Raw genomic sequence first — 16,168 nt, forward strand, 5'->3', positions numbered from 1 at the left:
GGGCGCTGATGCCCCGGGGCGGGCCGCCGTCGCCGGTCAGCCCTTCAGCGGCGGACGGTAGGTGGTGTCCGGGCCCCGCGGGCCGGCGCCCGGCTCGACCACCTCGCCCTGGATCACCTTGCCGTCCGGGCGGTGGATGCGCAGCTGCTCCTGCAGCCGCACCGCGTCCGCGAGCGGATCGGCCCCGAGGCCGGCGGTGCTGCGCAGCGCCCTGTCCGCGAAGCGGCGCCCGGCGGCCCGCCAGAGCGCCCGGGTCGGCGGGAGGAGCAGGGTCAGCGCCAGCGCGTCCGAGAGGAAGCCCGGCAGCATCAGCAGCAGGCCGGCCAGCACGGTGAGGCTGGTGCCGGTCTGCGGCTGCTGCGACTTCGGGTCCCGGCTCTGGTCGATCGCCGCGGACAGCGCCTTCAGCCCCGCGCGCTTGATCAGCGAGCCGCCGATCAGGGCCCCGGCGATCAGCAGCAGCACGACGGTGACGCCGCCCAGCCACGAGCCCACCTGGACCAGCAGCCAGATCTCCAGCACCAGCCAGGCGGTGACCACCAACGGCAGCACCCGGCGGAGCTTTCCGCGCCGGGCCTGAGGGGCAGGGGTAGCTTGCTGGGTCACGGTACGAATCCACTCCATAGCGGTGCTCTGCGCGCCGCACGGGAGATCCGGGCCGGCTACGGCACCACCTGGTCCAACGACCAGCCGCCGGCCGGTGTTCCACCCCCGCCCGGGCCGACGGGCCCGCCGACCGGCCGCGCCGGGGTCAGGAGGCCGTCGGGCCGGAGGGCTCGGAGGCGGCCGGGCGGGTCACCCGGCGGCGGCCGATCAGCAGGGCCGCCCCGCAGGCCAGCAGGCCCACGACGGCCAGCGTCCACTCGGGCGCGACGCCCACCCGGTCCGCCACCGTGGTGCCGTCGCGCAGCGGGACGACGGCGGACAGCTCGGCGGCGGTCAGCTCCTCGGTGCGCTGCTGCACCGAGCCGTCGGGGGCGATCACCGCGCTGATCCCGCTGGTGGCGGCGATCAGCACGGCCCGGCCGTGCTCGACGGCACGCAGCCGGGACATCGCGAGCTGCTGCTCGGGCTGGCCGGTCTTCGCGTAGGTCGCGTTGTTGGTCTGGACGACGAGCACCCGGGCGCCCTTGTCCACGGTGTCGCGGACGATCTCGTCGTACGCCACCTCGAAGCAGATGACGTCGCCGATCTTCGCCGGGCCCAGCTGCATGACGCCGTTGTGGTCGCCGGGGTAGAAGTCGCGGGCGACCCGCTGCAGCCGGGTGATCACCTTCATCAGCTGGTCGCGGAACGGCACGTACTCGCCGAACGGGACGGGGTGCTGCTTGGTGTAGGAGGCGCCCGGGCCGGTCTTCGGGTCCCAGACGATGCCCTCGTTCTGGACGTGCCGCTCGTCCGGCCCGTCCACCAGGGTGCCGACCAGGGTGGGTACGCCGACCGCCTTCACGGCGTCGTCGATGCGCCGGTAGGCCAGCGGGTCGCTGAACGGGTCGAGGTCGGAGGAGTTCTCCGGCCAGATCACCACGTCCGGCTTCTCCACCCGGCCGGCCTCGATGTCGGCGGCGAGCTTCTCGGTGGCGGCGGCGTGGTTGTTCAGCACCATCATCGGCCGGCCGAGGAAGTCCATCCCCGGGTTGGGCACGTTGCCCTGGATCAGGGCGACCTTGACGGTGTCGGCGGCCGCGGTGGGCACCGGGACCAGATAACCGGCCAGCAGGGCCGCGACGGCGCCCAGCGCGGCCAGCGCGGCGGCCCGGGGCGCCCGGCGGGGCCCGCGCAGCCGCAGCGCCGCCCAGGCCAGCAGGGCACCGGCCAGCGCGACGGCGAAGGTCACCAGCGGGGCGCCGCCGATCGCGGCGAGCGGGGTGAACGGGGTGGCGGTGTTGGCGAACGCGAGGCGGCCCCAGGGGAAGCCGCCGAGCGGCAGCCGGTCACGGGCCCACTCCTGGGTGATCCAGAGGCAGGCCGCCCAGAGCGGCCAGCCGGGCAGCCGGGAGGTGAGCGCCAGACCGGAGCCGAGGGCCGCCAGGAAGAGCGCCTCGATCACCGAGAGGCCGACGGTGGCGTCCCAGCCGACCACCCGCAGCCAGCTGAGCAGCAGCAGGAAGAACGGCAGGCCGCAGGCGAAGCCCGTCCAGGCGGCCTGCCGGACGGTGCGGCCGAGGGTGAGCAGCGAGAGCGCGGCGACGCCCACCAGCGAGAGCGGCCAGAGGTCGAACGGCGGGAAGGCCAGCGCGAGGAGCAGCCCGGCGAGGACGGCCAGGCCGGTGCGGGGCAGTCCGGCGCGCACCTTGGCGACGGCGCGGGCAGCCCGGCCGGGGGCGGGGGCGTCGGACGTCACGGACGCCTCGGGGAGGGCGTCCGACCGCTCCTGCGTGACGTGGAGTGCCACCGGCGCACCATCTTCCTGGTCGGGCTGTCCGCGCTTGGCTGTCCGTTGGCGCGTTCTTCACCGCCCGTTGAGTTCGGACGCTGTGCGAAAGACGGTACCCCGGAACCGGCCCCGCGCGTGAGGCCGGGTGGCCCGCCGAGCAGCGGGTTCCCGGCCCTGGTGGGGCGGTGTCAGCGCGGGCTGTAGCGGACCGTGCGCAGCGGCCAGTCGGCGGCGAGCCAGGCGGCCACCGCCCGGTACAGCGGGGCGTCCAGCTCGGCGCGGTCGGCGCGGACCCAGGAGCTGACCGTCGTGGTGGCCGGGTCCTCGTGGTCCGGGTAGATGTACACGCAGCCGACGACGTCGCCGCCGGGGTTCGCCAGCACGGTGTAGGTGAAGCCGCGGCGGTGCTCGAAGTCGGCGGCGTGCCGGCGCAGGTCGGCCAGGTTGCGCTCCGGCGTCATGCCCTCGGCGGGCGGCCAGCTGCCGGTCCAGCCCGGGGTGGCGTGGATGTGGTCGATGCTCGACGTCCAGGCCGCGAGGTCGGAGTCGTTGTGCTGCTCGCCGAGGGGCTCCAGGCGGAACCCCTCGGCGGCGAGGGTGCGGGGGACGACGAAGCCGGCGGGTACCAGCGGATGATCACTCATGCCGGTCAACCTACGCAGCGCGGGCCGCCCCGGTCACCCGGACCTACCGCGCGGCCGCCCGCTCCGCCACCGCCCGGTGGACGGTCCGGCCCCGGACCACGGTGCGCAGGCAGACCGGCAGCGGACGGCCCGGGGTGAGGTCGGGCAGCCCGGGGGTGCCGGAGCGCGGGTCGGTGGACCAGCCGGCCACCCGGGAGTCGGGGGCCTGGACCACGAGCTCGTCGGCGGCCCAGACCGCGTAGCTGGCGATCGCGCCGGGGACGAGCACGCCGTCCTGGTCGCGGCCGATCGCCCGCCAGCCGCCCCGGGTGTGGGCGGTGAAGGCGGCGCGGGCCGAGATCCGGTGGTCGAGGGTCCGGTGGAAGGCCGCCGCGCGGACGGTGCCCCAGGGATCGAGCGGGGTGACCGGGGCGTCCGAGCCGAAGGCCAGCGGGACGCCGGCCCGCAGCAGCGCGGCGAACGGGTTGAGCGCGGCGGCGCGCTCGGCGCCGAGCCGCTGGACGTACATGCCGTCCGGGCCGCCCCAGGCGGCGTCGAAGGCGGGCTGCACGGAGGCGGTGAGGCCGAGTTCGGCGAAGGCCGCGACGGACGCCCCGTCCAGTGCCTCCGCGTGCTCCACGCGGTGGCGCAGCGCCCTGACGCGGTCGGCGCCGACCCGCTCGCCGGCCGCCCGGACGCCCGCGAGGACGGCGCCCACGGCGGCGTCGCCGATGGCGTGGAAGCCGGCCTGCAGCCCGGCCTCGGTGCAGGCGGCGACGTGGTCGGCGACCTGCTCGGCGCTCAGGTAGGAGGTGCCGGTGTGGTCAGCGTCGGCGTAGGGGCTGTGCAGGCAGGCGGTGTGCGAGCCGATCGCGCCGTCGACGAAGAGGTCGCCGCCGGCGCCCACCGCGCCGAGCCGGCGGGCCGTCTCGACGCCGCCCAGCTCGCCCCAGTAGCCGAACACCTCGGGCCCCTCGCCGTCGGCGGCGAGGTCCAGCAGCGCGGCGAGGTCCTGCTCCGAGGAGATCTCCGGGCCGGCGCACTCGTGCAGCGCGCCGATGCCGAGCTCGGCGGCCCGGGCCAGCGTCGCACGCTGGGCACGCCGGCGCTGCTCGGGGGTGAGGTGCGCGAGCGCGGTCCGGCGCACGGCGTGGTGGGCGTCGCGGGTGAGCGGGCCGTCGGCGGAGAAGCCGGGCCGGGCGCCGAGGCCGGCGGTGAGCGCGCGCAGCGCGGTGGTGGCCAGCGCGGAGTGCACGTCGGTGCGGGAGAGGTAGAGCGCGGCGCCGCCGGCGGCCGCGTCCAGCTCGGCGAGCGTCGGCGGTCGGCCCTCGGGCCAGCCGGTCTCGTCCCAGCCGTGCCCGATGAGCACGCCGCCCGGCTCGGGGCGGTCGGCCGCGAAGGCGGCGAGGGCCTCCAGCGCGGCGGCGAGCGAGGGCAGTCCGGTGAGGTCCAGACCGGTGAGCGCCAGACCGGTGGCGGTGGCGTGCACGTGGGCGTCGACGAAGGCGGGGGTGACCAGGGCGCCGTCGAGCTCGACGATCTCGTCCGCGGCGTCGGCGTACGCCTCGGCCGCGCCGTCGCTGCCGACCCAGGCGACGTGCTCGCCCTCGACGAGCATCGCGGTGGCGAAGGGGTCGGCGGGGCTGTAGACGGCGCCGCCGCGCAGCAGGACGGTTCGTGGGCCCCTCTGGCCCGAGGGCGGGCCGGGAGGGAGGGTGCGTTCGGTCATGACGCCAAGTCTGCACCTCCCCGAGGGGCGGTCAGAGCTTCGGGGGCCTCGCCTCGTAGGGCGTCGAGAGCACGACGGTGGTGCGGGTGGAGACGCCGGCCGCGCTGCGGATCCGGGCCAGCAGGTCCTCCAGGTCGCCGGGGGCGCCGACGCGGACCTTGAGGATGTAGTTCTCGTCCCCGGCGACGCTGTGGCAGGCCTCGATCTCGGGCAGCCCGGCGAGCCTCTCCGGGGTGTCGTCCGGGGCGCTGGGGTCGAAGGGCTTGACCGAGATGAAGGCGGTCAGCGCCAGCTCGACCGCGTCGGGGTCGACGATGGCGGTGTAGCCGCGGATCACACCGCGCTGCTCCAGACGGCGCACCCGCTGGTGCACCGCCGAGGTGGACAGGCCGGTGGCCTTGCCCAGGTCCGTGTAGCTCATCCGGCCGTCCTCCAGGAGCAGCTGAACGATGCGTTGGTCGAGATCCTCCACAAGGCGCAAACCTACCCGGTCGGGGGCGCGCGCGGCGCCACAGCGGGCGCGCACGGTGTCACTCGCGGCCGCGCCGGGTGCCGGGCGGGCACATGCCGGGCGAATGTGGCGAAGGACACACCCGGTGCATCACAGTGCACCGGCCTGCAGGATTATGAGTCCGCGTCGGCGGGAAGTGCTGGTTGTGGCCCCGGGCGACCACGCCGGGCCCGATCCGAGGGGGATCACCATGCGTGCAACTGACCGGCACTCGCTGAGCGCCGACGACACCCACGATATGACCGGCCGCGAGGATCTCGCGGTCCCCCACGAGCCGTCGGCGGGGGTGGATCCGGGCGAGGGCGAGACCTGGGACATCGTCCGGGTGCACTGCCCGGAGTGCCGCCGTCCGATCGCCCTGGTGGGCGACGAGGAGCGGCTGCCGCAGCACGCCGTGCTGCCGACCGCCTGGCACCCCTTCTCGCCCGCGCTCTGCCCGGGCTCGGGAGCGCCGACGGACGATCTGGCGGAGGTGGAGTCGGCGGAGGACGCCGAGACCGCCGGCCTGGAGGCGCTGCTCGCCCTCCCGTCCGAACTCGACTGGCGCACCCAGCCGTTCTCCCACGCCGTGGCGCACCGCCCGGTGCGGACGGCGCCCGCGCCGGCCATCCCGCAGCAGCGCAGCCGGCTCGTCCGGCACTGACGGCCGCTCCCGTCCCGGGGGTTGACCGGCCGTCAGCCGACGGCCGGTCCCGACCACCGGGGCGGGAGACGCCTCCGGGCGCCACTCCGCACCCTGGAGTGACGCCCGGAGGCCGTTTCGGGGGCCGTCAGCCGGAGGTGAGGTGGCGGCCGATCACCAGGCGCTGGATCTGGTTGGTGCCCTCGACGATCTGCAGCACCTTGGCCTCGCGCATGTAGCGCTCGGCCGGGAAGTCCTGGGTGTAGCCGTAGCCGCCGAGGACCTGGACGGCGTCGGTGGTGACCCGCATCGCCGCGTCGGTGCAGAACAGCTTGGCCATCGCCGCCTGCTTGGAGAACGGCCGGCCGGCGTCGCGCAGCCGGGCGGCGGCCAGGTAGAGCGAGCGCCCGGCCTCGATCTGGGTGGCCATGTCCGCGAGCATGAAGGACAGGCCCTGGAACTCGGCGATCGGCCGGCCGAACTGGCGGCGGGTACCGGCGTACTCGACCGCGAGGTCGAGCGCGGCCTGGGCGACGCCGATCGCGCAGGCGGCGATGCCGAGCCGACCGGAGTCCAGGGCGGCGAGCGCGATCTGGAAGCCCTGGCCCTCGCTGCCGATCAGCCGGCCGCGCTCGACCCGGGCGCCGTCGAAGTGCAGCTGCGCGGTCGGCGAGGACCGCATGCCCATCTTGTGCTCCGGCGGCGCGGCCGACAGACCGGCCACCCCGGCGGGCACCAGCAGGCAGCTGATGCCGCGCGCGCCCGGCTCGCCGGTGCGCACCAGGGCGCTGTAGAAGTCGGCCTCCCCGCCGTGGGTGATCCACGCCTTGGTGCCGCTGACCACGTACTCCTCGCCGTCCAGGTCGGCGCGGGTGCGCAGCGCGGCGGCGTCCGAGCCGGACTGCGGCTCGGAGAGGCAGTAGGCGCCGAGCTGCTCACCGGAGAGCATGCCGGGCAGCCAGGCGGCGCGCTGCTCGTCGCTGCCGAAACCGGCCAGGGCGTGACAGGAGAGGGTGTGCACGCTGACCCCGAGGCCGACCGCCAGCCAGCCGCCCGCGAGCTCCTCCAGGACCTGGAGGTAGACCTCGTAGGGCTGGTCGCCGCCGCCGTACTTCTCCTCGTAGGGGAGGGAGAGCAGACCGGCCTCGCCGAGGGTGCGGAACACCTCGCGCGGGAAGCGGCCGGCGGCCTCGTCCTCCGCCGCGCGCGGCTGGATCTCGCGCTGGACCAGCTCCCGGGTGAGGCTCAGCAGTTCGCGGGCCTCGTCGGTCGGCAGCTGGCGTTCCACGGCGTTCGCTGGGGACGGGGTCATGGCGGCTGGTCGCCTCCTCGTTCGGGCACCGGGCCCTGGTGTGGCGGGCCCGACGCGGGTGTGGCACGTCGGGCCGACCGGCACCGGGTTACGGTGAACGGCCGTTCACATGCGTGGCGAAGTGAGTATGCCCGATCCCGGCGCTGCCGTCACGACCTGCACGGAATCACTGTCCGTCCTGGCGTACGGGCCCCCGTAGGGTTGCCGATGTGGCCTCTTCCGAAGCGTCCAGCACCCCTCCCGGCGGCCCGGCCGCCCCCGCGGCCGGCGGGGCGCCGGACGCGCCCGGCGGACCCGGATCGCCCCCCGCGTCCGAGGGCCTCCCCGACCTCGCCGGCCTCGCCGCCGGGCTGCGCGCGCTGGCGCCCTCCTGCGGCCCGGTCCGGCTGGTCGCGGTGGACGGGCACGCCGGCTCCGGCAAGACCACCTTCACCGGCCGGCTGGCCGCCGCGCTCGGGGGTGCGCCGGTGGTCCACCTGGACGACCTGGCCACCCATGCCGAGCCCTTCGGCTGGACGGAGCGGTTGCGCACCCAGGTGCTCGACCCGCTGGCCGCCGGCCGGGACGCGGCGTACCGGGTGTACGACTGGACGCTGGGGCGCTTCGCCGGCACCGCGGCGGTGCCGCTCGCCCCGGTGGTGCTGATCGAGGGCGTCGGCGCCGGCCGGCGGGCGGTGCGGCCACGGCTGGCGCGGCTGATCTGGATGGAGCTGGCCGCCGAGGACGCCCGGCGGCGCGGGGAGGAGCGGGACGGTCCGGCCCTGGCGGAGTTCTGGGCGGGCTGGGCGCGGGCGGAGTCGGCGCACTTCGCCGCCGACCCCAGCCGCCCGTACGCGGCCACCATCGTCGACGGAGTGACCGGGCGGATCGCACCGAGCACCGTCGGTGAACCTTCAACAAGCCCTTGACCTGCGGTGTCACCAGGACTTAGGTTCTCCTCAGTTGCCGAGGTTGTTGATCGCGCAACATCGGACTCGGCATCCCCGGCTTGTTCCCCCGTGAGCCGGGGGTGCCGTCCCCCCTCCCGCCGCCCGCACCCCGCCCGACCGGGGCCGAGGCCCGGCCGGATCGCACCGGCGCCCAATCCCCGCGCGCGCGATCGTATTTGACTCCGCACGGCACTCTTCCGGATCAGCGCCGCGCCGGTACGATTCCTGGAGGCGCATATGCGCCCCGGGGGCTATCGACGACCGGCCGGCTTCTCCGCACCTCGAATCGCCGACCGAGCCCCAGGCACACCGCGGGGGGCGTGAGTGACGACGGTGGACAGTTCCGACGGCAACAACACGGGCGGCCCGGCTCCGAACCGGCTCGCCGACCGCGCCTGGCTGCGTGCCATGGACGCCTACACGGCGGGCGCGTACGCCCGCGCGGAGGAGGAGTTCCGCGCGGCCGTGCGGCTCGATCCGGGGATGGCCGACGCCTGGCTCGGCCTGCACGCCCTGCGCAGCGACACCTCCGGGGCGCTGCTCGCGATGTACCGCCACCGGACCCGGTTCGGCGAGCAGCGCCGGCTCCACCGGCGCCCGCTCAGTTCCTGGTACTGGCTGGGCTGGTGGGTGCAGCCCGTCCTGGAGGACAGCCGCGACCTGGCGCTCGCGCACGCCTCGCACTGGCTGGACGGCCGCCATCTCGCCGAACTGGACAGGGCGTTGGAGCAGTGCCCGGTCCCGGAGGAGGACCCGTCCGCGCGCTTCCTGCACGCGTGCCGGTCCTACCTCCTCAAGGACTGGGAACAGCTGATCCGGGACACCGACCGGCTGCTGGACGACCAGCTGCTGGGCATCGAGGCCGGGCTCTTCGCGGGCATGGCACGGGTCCGGCTGGACATGTGCGCCCAGGCGCAGGCCCCGCTCGCCGCCTCGCTGGCCCGCTGCCGCTCCGAGCAGCCGCAGCGCAAGGAGCTGCGGTACTGGCTCGCCCGGGCCTACGAGGGCGCCGGGCGCAGCGCCGCCGCGCTGCCGCTCTACCGGGCGGTGCACCGGGCCGATCCGGCCTTCATGGACACCGCGACCCGGCTCGCCGCGATCTCCGCCGAGGACGGCGTGGTCGACGCGCTGCTGGACGCGGTGGGCGGCCTCGGCCGTGAGGGCGGGAAGCCCTCGGGCGGCGACGAGGCGTTCGACGCGCTGTCGCTGGGCCTGGACACGGTGGGCGCCGAGGAGGCCGGGCTGGACGACGCGGCGCTGGAGGCCTCGGGGTGCGAGGCCCCGGGCTTCGAAGCCGCCGGGTACCCGGGCGAGGCCTACCCCGGTGAGGCCCTCTCCGGCGAGACCTACCCCGGTGAGCCCTACCAGGCCGCGCCCTGTTCCGGCGAGCCGTACCGGACCGAGCCCGGCCAGAGCGAGGCGTACTCCGCCGGGGCCTTCCCCGCCGGGACCGGTGGGCCGGGCGCGCAGGAGCCGCCGGGGGCGGGCACGGCCACCGACCGGGAGGCCGGACCGGCGCTGCCCGCCGGTGAACGCTCCGGCGCGCCGCTGCCCCCCGCCGGCTCCGGGCCCGCCGTGCCGGTCCGCGGCGAGGCGCCGCCCAGACCCGCGGGCGGCTACCCGGCCGCCGGACGCGACGGCGACGAACGGGAGCTGGACGCGGCGCTGGCCGAACTCTCCCGGATGGTCGGCCTGGAGCCGGTCAAGCGCCAGGTCCGGGCGCTCTCCGCGCAGTTGCGGATGTCCCGGCTACGGGCGGCGCAGGGCCTGCCGGTGCAACCGCCCAAGCGCCACTTCGTCTTCTCCGGCCCCTCCGGTACCGGCAAGACCACCGTGGCGCGCATCCTCGGGCGGGTCTTCCACGCCCTCGGGCTGCTCTCGGGGGACCATCTGGTGGAGGCCCAGCGGGCCGACCTGGTGGGCGAGTTCCTCGGCCAGACGGCCGTCAAGGCGAATGAGCTGATCGACTCCGCGCTGGACGGCGTGCTCTTCATCGACGAGGCCTACAGCCTCTCCAACTCCGGCTACAGCAAGGGCGACGCCTACGGAGACGAGGCCCTGCAGGTGCTGCTGAAGCGGGCCGAGGACAACCGCGACCGGCTGGTGGTGATCCTGGCCGGCTACCCGGAGGGCATGAACCGGCTGCTCGCCACCAACCCCGGCCTCAACTCCCGCTTCACCACCCGGGTCGACTTCCCCAGCTACCGCCCCGGCGAACTCACCGCGATCGGCGCCGCGCTGGCCGACCGGGACGGCGACGGCTGGGACGAGGACGCCGCCGAGGAACTGGCCAGCATCTGCATCCACGTGGTCCGCGAGGGCTGGATCGACGACCTGGGCAACGGACGGTTCATCCGCACCCTGTACGAGAAGTCCTGCGCCTACCGGGACCTGCGGCTCTCGCTGCTGCGCGAGCCGCCCGGGCGCGAGGACCTGGCGACCCTGCGGCTGCCGGACCTCGTGCAGGCGTACGGCGAGCTGATCGACGGCCGGGGCTGAGCCGGCGGAGCGGGCCCGCCGGCTCCGCCGCTCAGCTCCCGAGCACCTTCGCCTCCCGCTCCGCGTCCAGGCCGACCACCGGCCGGTCCGGGCGCTGCGGGGCGGTGCCGCCGATGGACCGCAGCCAGGCCCAGGTGTCGGCGACCGTCTCCGCGACCGGGCGGCAGCGCAGCCCGGCGGCGACCGCCTTGGCCACGTCGGAGCCGTGCACGGTGTCGTGCAGCTCGCCCGGCGGGACCCAGACCGGCAGGTCGCTCCACGGTTCGATGCCGGCCGCCAGGATCCGGTCGGGCTCCGTCCAGCGCAGCTCCGCGTCCGAGCCGGTGGCCCGGACGCAGGCCTCCAGCAGCTCGCCCATGGTGGCGTGCCCCTGCGGGCTGACCAGGTCGTACGCCCCGCCGCGGCCGGCCACCAGGGCGTCCAGGGTCCAGACCGCGATGTCCCGGGCGTCGATGTACTGCACCGGCAGGTCGCGCGGGCCGGGGGCGAGCACCGGGCCGCCGCGGGCGATCCGGCCCAGCCACCAGGGCAGCCGGCCGATGTTCTCGTACGGACCGATGATCAGCCCGGCCCGGGCCAGCAGCGCCCGGTCGCCGAAGGCGTCCAGCAGCGCCAGCTCGCCGCCGCGCTTGGCCTGCGGGTAGGCGACCTCACCGGCGTCCGGCGAGCCCTCGACCAGCGCGGCGCTCTCGTCCGCCCCGGCCGGGGTCGGGTGCGCGTACACCGACCGGCTCGACACGTAGGCGTAGCGGCCGACCCGGCCGGCCAGCAGGCGGGCGCTGTCGCGCACCGCCGAGGGCGCGCCGGACCAGGTGTCCACCACCGCGTCCCACTCCCCCTCGGCCAGCGCGGCCAGGCCGTCCTCGGCCCGCCGGTCGCCGTGCAGCGCCCGCACACCGGCCGGCGGCGCGTGCGTCCCCCGGTGGAAGACCGTCACCTCCCACCCGCGCTCCAGCGCCTCCTCGGTCACGGCCCGACCGACGAACTCCGTCCCACCCAGCAGCAGCAGTCTCATACCGACCACCCTGCCTAGCGGACGGCGTTCTGGGAACGGCCGCATGCTCAGAGCAGAATCGCCCACAGCGGAACCCGGCGGCCCGGGAGGGCGGCCGCCGGGACGGCCCGTCAGGCGGCGGAGCGGTGGTCCGGGTCGTGCACCTCGCCGACCAGCTCCTCCACCACGTCCTCCAGCGTCACCACGCCGAGCGTGCGCCCGTCCTGGTCGACCACCGCGGCCAGGTGGCAGGCGGCCCGGCGCATCGCGCCGAGCGCGTCGTCCAGCGGGAGCGTGCCGCGCACCACGGTGATCGGGCGCCAGAGGCGGGCCGGCACCGGCGCCGCCTGGTCGTCGACGTCCAGGATGTCCTTGAGGTGGAGGTAGCCCAGGTAGCCCAGGTAGCCGGGGCCGGCCGGGTCGCCCTCGGTGACCGGGAAGCGCGAGAAGCCGGTGCGCAGCGCCAGCTCCTCGACCTGGGCGGCGGTCACCTTGGTGTCCACGGTGACGAGCTGCTCGGGCTTGAGCAGCACCTCGGTGACCGGGCGGCGGCCCAGCTCCAGGGCGTCCTCCAGGCGCTCCTGGCGGCCCTCGTCGAGCAGGCCGGCGTCCCGGGAGTCGACCAGCAGGTACATCAGCTGCTCGGTGGTGAAGACCGACTCGACCTCGTCCTTGGACTCGACCTTGAACAGCCTCAGCACGGCGTTGGCGAAGGCGTTCAGGAAGAAGATCACCGGCGCGAGCCAGCGGGCCAGCCGGTCCAGCGGCGGGCCGAGCCGGAGCGCGGCCTTCTCCGGCCCCGCCAGCGCGAGGTTCTTCGGCACCATCTCGCCCATCACCATGTGCAGGAAGACCACCACGGCCAGCGAGATCCCGTAGGAGAGCGGGTGCATCAGGCCGGCCGGCACGCCGAGGGCGTGGAACGGGCCCTCCAGCAGGTGGGCGATGGTCGGCTCGGCGAGCGCGCCCAGGCCCAGCGAGCAGACGGTGATGCCGAGCTGGGCGGCGGCGAGCATGGCGGAGACGTTGGAGAGCGCGTGCAGCACGGTGCGGGCGCGCTTGTCGCCCGCCTCGGCGAGCGGTTCGATCTGGCTGCGCCGGACGGAGACCACCGCGAACTCGGCGCCGACGAAGAACGCGTTGCCCAGCAGGAGCAGGACGGCGAGGGCCAGTTGGAGCACGGTCATCGGGCGCCGCCCTCGTCGTCACCGGGGCGCGGGCGCCCGCTCGTGCGCTCCACCCGCACCCGGCTGGTGCGGTGGCGGTCCACGGCCTCGACGGTGAACCGCCAGCCGGGCAGCTCGGCCTGCTCGCCCGGGACGGGCAGCCGGCCGAGGAGGTCCGAGACCAGGCCGGCCAGGGTCTCGTAGGGGCCGTCGGGCGCGTGCAGGCCGATCGACTCCAGGTGGTCGATCCGGGCCCGGCCGTCGGCGGCCCAGACCGGCAGCCCGTGCAGCGGCGGCAGCGGGATCAGTTCGGGGGTGTCGGCGGGGTCGTGCTCGTCCTGCACCTCGCCGACCAGCTCCTCGACGATGTCCTCGACGGTGACCACGCCGGCGGTGCCGCCGTACTCGTCGACCACGATGGCCATCGGCTGGAGCCGGCGCAGCTGGTCCAGCAGGCGTTCGGCGGGGAGCGTCTCGGGCACCAGCAGCGGCGGCACCGCCAGATCGCCGACCCTGACCAGAGCGCGCCGGGCGGGCGGCACCGCGAGGGCGTCCTTGAGCGTGACGGTGCCGGTGACCTCGTCCAGGCTGTCGGTGTAGACCGGGAAGCGGGAGAGGCCGGTGGCCCGGGTGAGGTTGAGCACGTCGGCGGCGCTGGCGTCGCGCTGGAGGGCGGCGACGTCGATCCGCGGCGTCATCACCGACTCGGCGGTGAGGTCGCCGAGGCCGAGGGTGCGCACGAACAGGGTGGCGGACTCCTCGTCCATCACCCCGGCCCGGGCCGAGTGCCGGGCGAGTGAGCCCAGCTCGGCGGGGGTCCGGGCATGGCCCAGCTCCTCCTGCGGCTCGACGCCGAGGGCGCGGACGGTGCGGTCCGCCGAGCCGTTCAGGAAGCTGATCAGCGGGCGGCAGGCGTGCGAGAAGGCCATGTGCGGGGCGGCCACCGAGCGGGCCACCTGGAGCGGCCGGGAGATCGCCCAGTTCTTCGGGACGAGCTCGCCGATCACCATCTGCACCACGGTGGCCAGCAGCATGCCGACGATCACCGCGACGCCCCGGGCGGCCCCGTCGGGCAGGCCGACGGTGGTGAACACCGGCTTCAGCAGGACGGAGAGGGCCGGCTCGGCGAGCATGCCGACCACCAGCGAGGTGACGGTGATGCCGAGCTGCGCGCCGGAGAGTTCGAACGAGAGGTGCCGCACGGCGCGGACGACCCGGGCTGACCGGGCGTCGCCGGCTTCGGCGGAGCGCTCCACCGCACCCCGCTCCACGGTCACGAAGGCGAACTCGGCGGCCACGAACAGACCGTTGGCGAGGATCAGCAGGAACGCCGCGAACAGCAGCAGCCAGGCGGTGATCACAGTGCCGCCTGCCTTCCGATACCGGGAAGCCGGGCGGCGCGGGTACTACCGGACGGATCGTCCATGGACGGGGGGAGTCACTCCTCAAGTCGTTTCCATGCAGGGCCCGCTGTCGGGCGGCGCCGGTCAAATGGCATGGCTTTGCCCTGCTTTTTACCAGCGTAGACGATACCCGTGCGACTGTCGGCCTCCCGTTCGGACCCGCCAGGGGCGGCGCCGGGCGAACAGGGGTCGGCCCGGGCGGCGTAGGGGGCGGGTAGGGGGCGGGCGAGCCGGGGGTGGTCGGGGCGGCGGATCAGCGGCCGCGGCGCTCGACCAGGTCGCGCAGCGCCCGGGCGTCCGCGATCGCCTGCGCCTTGCCGAGCCCGGACTGGATGCCGACCACGGCCAGCGAGGTGCCGTCGGCCAGGTCGAGGGTCGCCCACGGGTCCCCCTGGCGGAAGTTGACCCGGACGATCTCGGCCCAGGCCAGCCGGCGGCGGCGGACGAAGTTCACCACGGTGATGCCCTCGGTGTCGGCGCTCACCCGGGGCCGGGCCAGCATCAGGCCGACGCCGGCGAACAGCACGCCGCTGAGCACCATCATGAGCCGGTCGTTGAACTGCCAGCTCGCCGGGAGCGCGAGGGCGATCGCGACGAACATCACGACCAGCAGCACGCAGACCGGCAGCAGCACGGCCCGGGTGCGGCGCGGGGCCCAGGTGACGGGGAACTCGGCGGGGCTGGTCACGTGCGGTCTCCGGGGGGTCCAGGCGGGGCGGCACCGGCGGCCGGGTGCCGGCCGTCGACGAAAGGGCGGGGGCGCCGACCGGCGCCCCCGCCCCATTGAACCGCTGTTTAACTCCGCTGCTTCACGCGCGGGGGTGTCAGAGGCGGCAGGCGTGGATGTTGGTCACCAGGATGGCCCGGGCGCCGATGCCCCAGAGGTCGTCCATGATCCGCTGGGCCTCCTTGCGGAGCACCATCGAACGGACGGCCACCCAGCCCTCGGTGTGCAGCGGGGAGACGGTCGGCGACTCCAGGCCGGGGGTCAGCGCGACGGCGGCGCCCACGTTCTCGGCGCGGATGTCGTAGTCCATCAGCACGTAGCGACGGGCCACCAGCACGCCCTGGAGGCGGCGCAGGAACTGGTCGACGCCCGCGTCCTCCCCCGCGCCCTTCGGGCGGATCACCACGGCGTCCGAGACCAGGATCGGCTCGCCGAAGACCTCCAGCCCGGCGTTGCGCAGGCTGGTGCCGGTCTCCACCACGTCGGCGATCACATCGGCCACGCCCAGCTGCACCGCGGTCTCGACCGCGCCGTCCAGCTTGGTCACGGTGGCCTTGACCCCGTGGTCGGCCAGGTGCTGCTCGACCAGACCGGTGTACGAGGTGGCGATCCGCAGCCCCTCCAGGCCCTGCACGTCCTTCACGTCCACGCCCTCCGGGCGGGCGAAGCGGAAGGTGGAGCCGCCGAACCCGAGGGCCAGCACCTCCTCGGCGTTGGAGTGCGAGTCCAGCAGCAGGTCGCGGCCGGTGATGCCGACGTCCAGCCGGCCGGAGCCGACGTACACCGCGATGTCGCGCGGGCGCAGGAAGAAGAACTCGACCTCGTTGTTCGGGTCGACGAGCACGAGCTCCTTGGGGTCCTTGCGCTGGCGGTAGCCGGCCTCATGGAGCATCTCCGCCGCGGGACCCGAGAGCGAACCCTTGTTGGGGACGGCGATGCGCAGCATGGAAGTCGGTTCCTTACCTGGTGGGGGTGGGGTGTGCTGTTCGGACCGGTTCAGAGGTACTTGTAGACGTCGTCGAGCGTCAGCCCACGGGCGACCATCATCACCTGAAGGTGGTACAGGAGCTGGGAGATCTCCTCGGCGGTCTGCTCGTCCGACTGGAACTCGGCGGCCATCCAGACCTCGGCGGCCTCCTCGACGACCTTCTTGCCGATCGCATGGACGCCCTGCTGGACGAGCTGCGCGGTACGGGAGGACGAGGGGTCGCCGGTGGCGGCCTTCTGCTGGAGCTCGGTGAAGAGCTCCTCGAATGTCTTCGAAGCCATGATGGAC

At 75.0% G+C, this 16,168-nt stretch carries 15 protein-coding genes; 3 read left to right on the forward strand and 12 right to left on the reverse strand.

The genetic code is table 11. The features are described from left to right. Positions 1-36 precede the first annotated feature (36 nt). The 5 genes from fxsA to ABZ497_RS23765 all read right to left on the reverse strand — a co-directional run bounded on the left by fxsA (position 37) and on the right by ABZ497_RS23765 (position 5,201). On the reverse strand, positions 37-606 hold the full coding sequence (fxsA, locus tag ABZ497_RS23745) for an FxsA family membrane protein (protein WP_359808069.1): 570 nt from the start codon (positions 604-606) through the stop codon (positions 37-39). 145 nt (positions 607-751) lie between these two features. Continuing rightward, positions 752-2,395: an apolipoprotein N-acyltransferase gene (lnt, locus tag ABZ497_RS23750; RefSeq protein WP_359808071.1), complete on the reverse strand. Its 1,644-nt coding sequence runs from the start codon at positions 2,393-2,395 to the stop codon at positions 752-754. Positions 2,396-2,565: 170 nt separating this feature from the next. Continuing rightward, the gene (locus tag ABZ497_RS23755) at positions 2,566-3,021 is read right to left on the reverse strand and encodes an N-acetyltransferase (RefSeq protein WP_329486514.1); all 456 of its coding nucleotides are present in this window, start codon (positions 3,019-3,021) and stop codon (positions 2,566-2,568) included. A 43-nt stretch (positions 3,022-3,064) separates the two neighbouring features. Continuing rightward, complete coding sequence (locus tag ABZ497_RS23760; RefSeq protein WP_359808073.1) at positions 3,065-4,729, reverse strand: amidohydrolase family protein; 1,665 nt, start codon at positions 4,727-4,729, stop codon at positions 3,065-3,067. Positions 4,730-4,760: 31 nt separating this feature from the next. Next, positions 4,761-5,201 carry an Lrp/AsnC family transcriptional regulator gene (locus tag ABZ497_RS23765; RefSeq protein WP_329486516.1) on the reverse strand — a complete coding sequence of 147 codons (441 nt, stop codon included), beginning with the start codon at positions 5,199-5,201 and terminating at the stop codon, positions 4,761-4,763. 229 nt (positions 5,202-5,430) lie between these two features. Between ABZ497_RS23765 and ABZ497_RS23770 the strand changes: the two genes are divergently transcribed. Further along, complete coding sequence (locus ABZ497_RS23770; protein WP_359808075.1) at positions 5,431-5,883, forward strand: hypothetical protein; 453 nt, start codon at positions 5,431-5,433, stop codon at positions 5,881-5,883. A gap of 127 nt (positions 5,884-6,010) precedes the next feature. On the opposite strand, the gene ABZ497_RS23775 is transcribed toward ABZ497_RS23770, so the two are convergent. Next, entirely contained in the window at positions 6,011-7,174 is a 1,164-nt protein-coding gene (locus tag ABZ497_RS23775) for an acyl-CoA dehydrogenase family protein (protein ID WP_329486518.1), read from the reverse strand. A gap of 350 nt (positions 7,175-7,524) precedes the next feature. On the opposite strand from ABZ497_RS23775, the gene ABZ497_RS23780 reads away from it, so the two are divergent. Beyond that, the gene (locus tag ABZ497_RS23780; RefSeq protein WP_352289002.1) at positions 7,525-8,082 is read left to right on the forward strand and encodes a hypothetical protein; all 558 of its coding nucleotides are present in this window, start codon (positions 7,525-7,527) and stop codon (positions 8,080-8,082) included. Positions 8,083-8,511: 429 nt separating this feature from the next. Continuing rightward, a complete protein-coding gene (locus tag ABZ497_RS23785; protein ID WP_359808151.1) occupies positions 8,512-10,602 on the forward strand; it encodes an AAA family ATPase in 2,091 nt (696 codons plus the stop codon). Positions 10,603-10,633: 31 nt separating this feature from the next. Here the strand turns inward: ABZ497_RS23785 and ABZ497_RS23790 are convergent, their stop codons facing one another. The 6 genes from ABZ497_RS23790 to ABZ497_RS23815 form a co-directional block, all read right to left on the reverse strand. Further along, positions 10,634-11,617, reverse strand: coding sequence for an NAD-dependent epimerase/dehydratase family protein (locus ABZ497_RS23790; protein WP_359808077.1), 984 nt, complete (start codon positions 11,615-11,617; stop codon positions 10,634-10,636). A gap of 110 nt (positions 11,618-11,727) precedes the next feature. Then, on the reverse strand, positions 11,728-12,783 hold the full coding sequence (locus tag ABZ497_RS23795) for a hemolysin family protein (RefSeq protein WP_359808078.1): 1,056 nt from the start codon (positions 12,781-12,783) through the stop codon (positions 11,728-11,730). After that, positions 12,780-14,123 (reverse strand): hemolysin family protein, encoded by a 1,344-nt coding sequence (locus ABZ497_RS23800; RefSeq protein WP_352288724.1) that lies wholly within the window; start codon positions 14,121-14,123, stop codon positions 12,780-12,782. Before ABZ497_RS23800 ends, ABZ497_RS23795 begins: the two co-directional genes overlap by 4 nt. Positions 14,124-14,418: 295 nt before the next feature. Beyond that, positions 14,419-14,853 (reverse strand): PH domain-containing protein, encoded by a 435-nt coding sequence (locus tag ABZ497_RS23805; protein WP_329486522.1) that lies wholly within the window; start codon positions 14,851-14,853, stop codon positions 14,419-14,421. A 136-nt stretch (positions 14,854-14,989) separates the two neighbouring features. After that, positions 14,990-15,838 carry an ATP phosphoribosyltransferase gene (hisG, locus tag ABZ497_RS23810; RefSeq protein ID WP_329486523.1) on the reverse strand — a complete coding sequence of 283 codons (849 nt, stop codon included), beginning with the start codon at positions 15,836-15,838 and terminating at the stop codon, positions 14,990-14,992. 50 nt (positions 15,839-15,888) lie between these two features. Further along, positions 15,889-16,161: a phosphoribosyl-ATP diphosphatase gene (locus tag ABZ497_RS23815; RefSeq protein ID WP_030306151.1), complete on the reverse strand. Its 273-nt coding sequence runs from the start codon at positions 16,159-16,161 to the stop codon at positions 15,889-15,891. Positions 16,162-16,168 lie beyond the last annotated feature (7 nt).

It is taken from the genome of Kitasatospora sp. NPDC005751 (assembly GCF_040630835.1).
GTDB lineage: Bacteria > Actinomycetota > Actinomycetes > Streptomycetales > Streptomycetaceae > Kitasatospora.

Excerpts from the sequence above, each read along its gene's own strand:
- ABZ497_RS23815 (WP_030306151.1), bottom strand. The coding sequence starts at position 16,161 with ATGGCTTCGAAGACATTCGAGGAGCTCTTCACCGAGCTCCAGCAGAAG.
- ABZ497_RS23755 (WP_329486514.1), bottom strand. The coding sequence starts at position 3,021 with ATGAGTGATCATCCGCTGGTACCCGCCGGCTTCGTCGTCCCCCGCACC.
- ABZ497_RS23770 (WP_359808075.1), top strand. The coding sequence starts at position 5,431 with ATGCGTGCAACTGACCGGCACTCGCTGAGCGCCGACGACACCCACGAT.
- ABZ497_RS23760 (WP_359808073.1), bottom strand. The coding sequence starts at position 4,729 with ATGACCGAACGCACCCTCCCTCCCGGCCCGCCCTCGGGCCAGAGGGGC.
- ABZ497_RS23775 (WP_329486518.1), bottom strand. The coding sequence starts at position 7,174 with ATGACCCCGTCCCCAGCGAACGCCGTGGAACGCCAGCTGCCGACCGAC.
- hisG (WP_329486523.1), bottom strand. The coding sequence starts at position 15,838 with ATGCTGCGCATCGCCGTCCCCAACAAGGGTTCGCTCTCGGGTCCCGCG.
- ABZ497_RS23795 (WP_359808078.1), bottom strand. The coding sequence starts at position 12,783 with ATGACCGTGCTCCAACTGGCCCTCGCCGTCCTGCTCCTGCTGGGCAAC.
- ABZ497_RS23785 (WP_359808151.1), top strand. The coding sequence starts at position 8,512 with ATGGACGCCTACACGGCGGGCGCGTACGCCCGCGCGGAGGAGGAGTTC.
- ABZ497_RS23790 (WP_359808077.1), bottom strand. The coding sequence starts at position 11,617 with ATGAGACTGCTGCTGCTGGGTGGGACGGAGTTCGTCGGTCGGGCCGTG.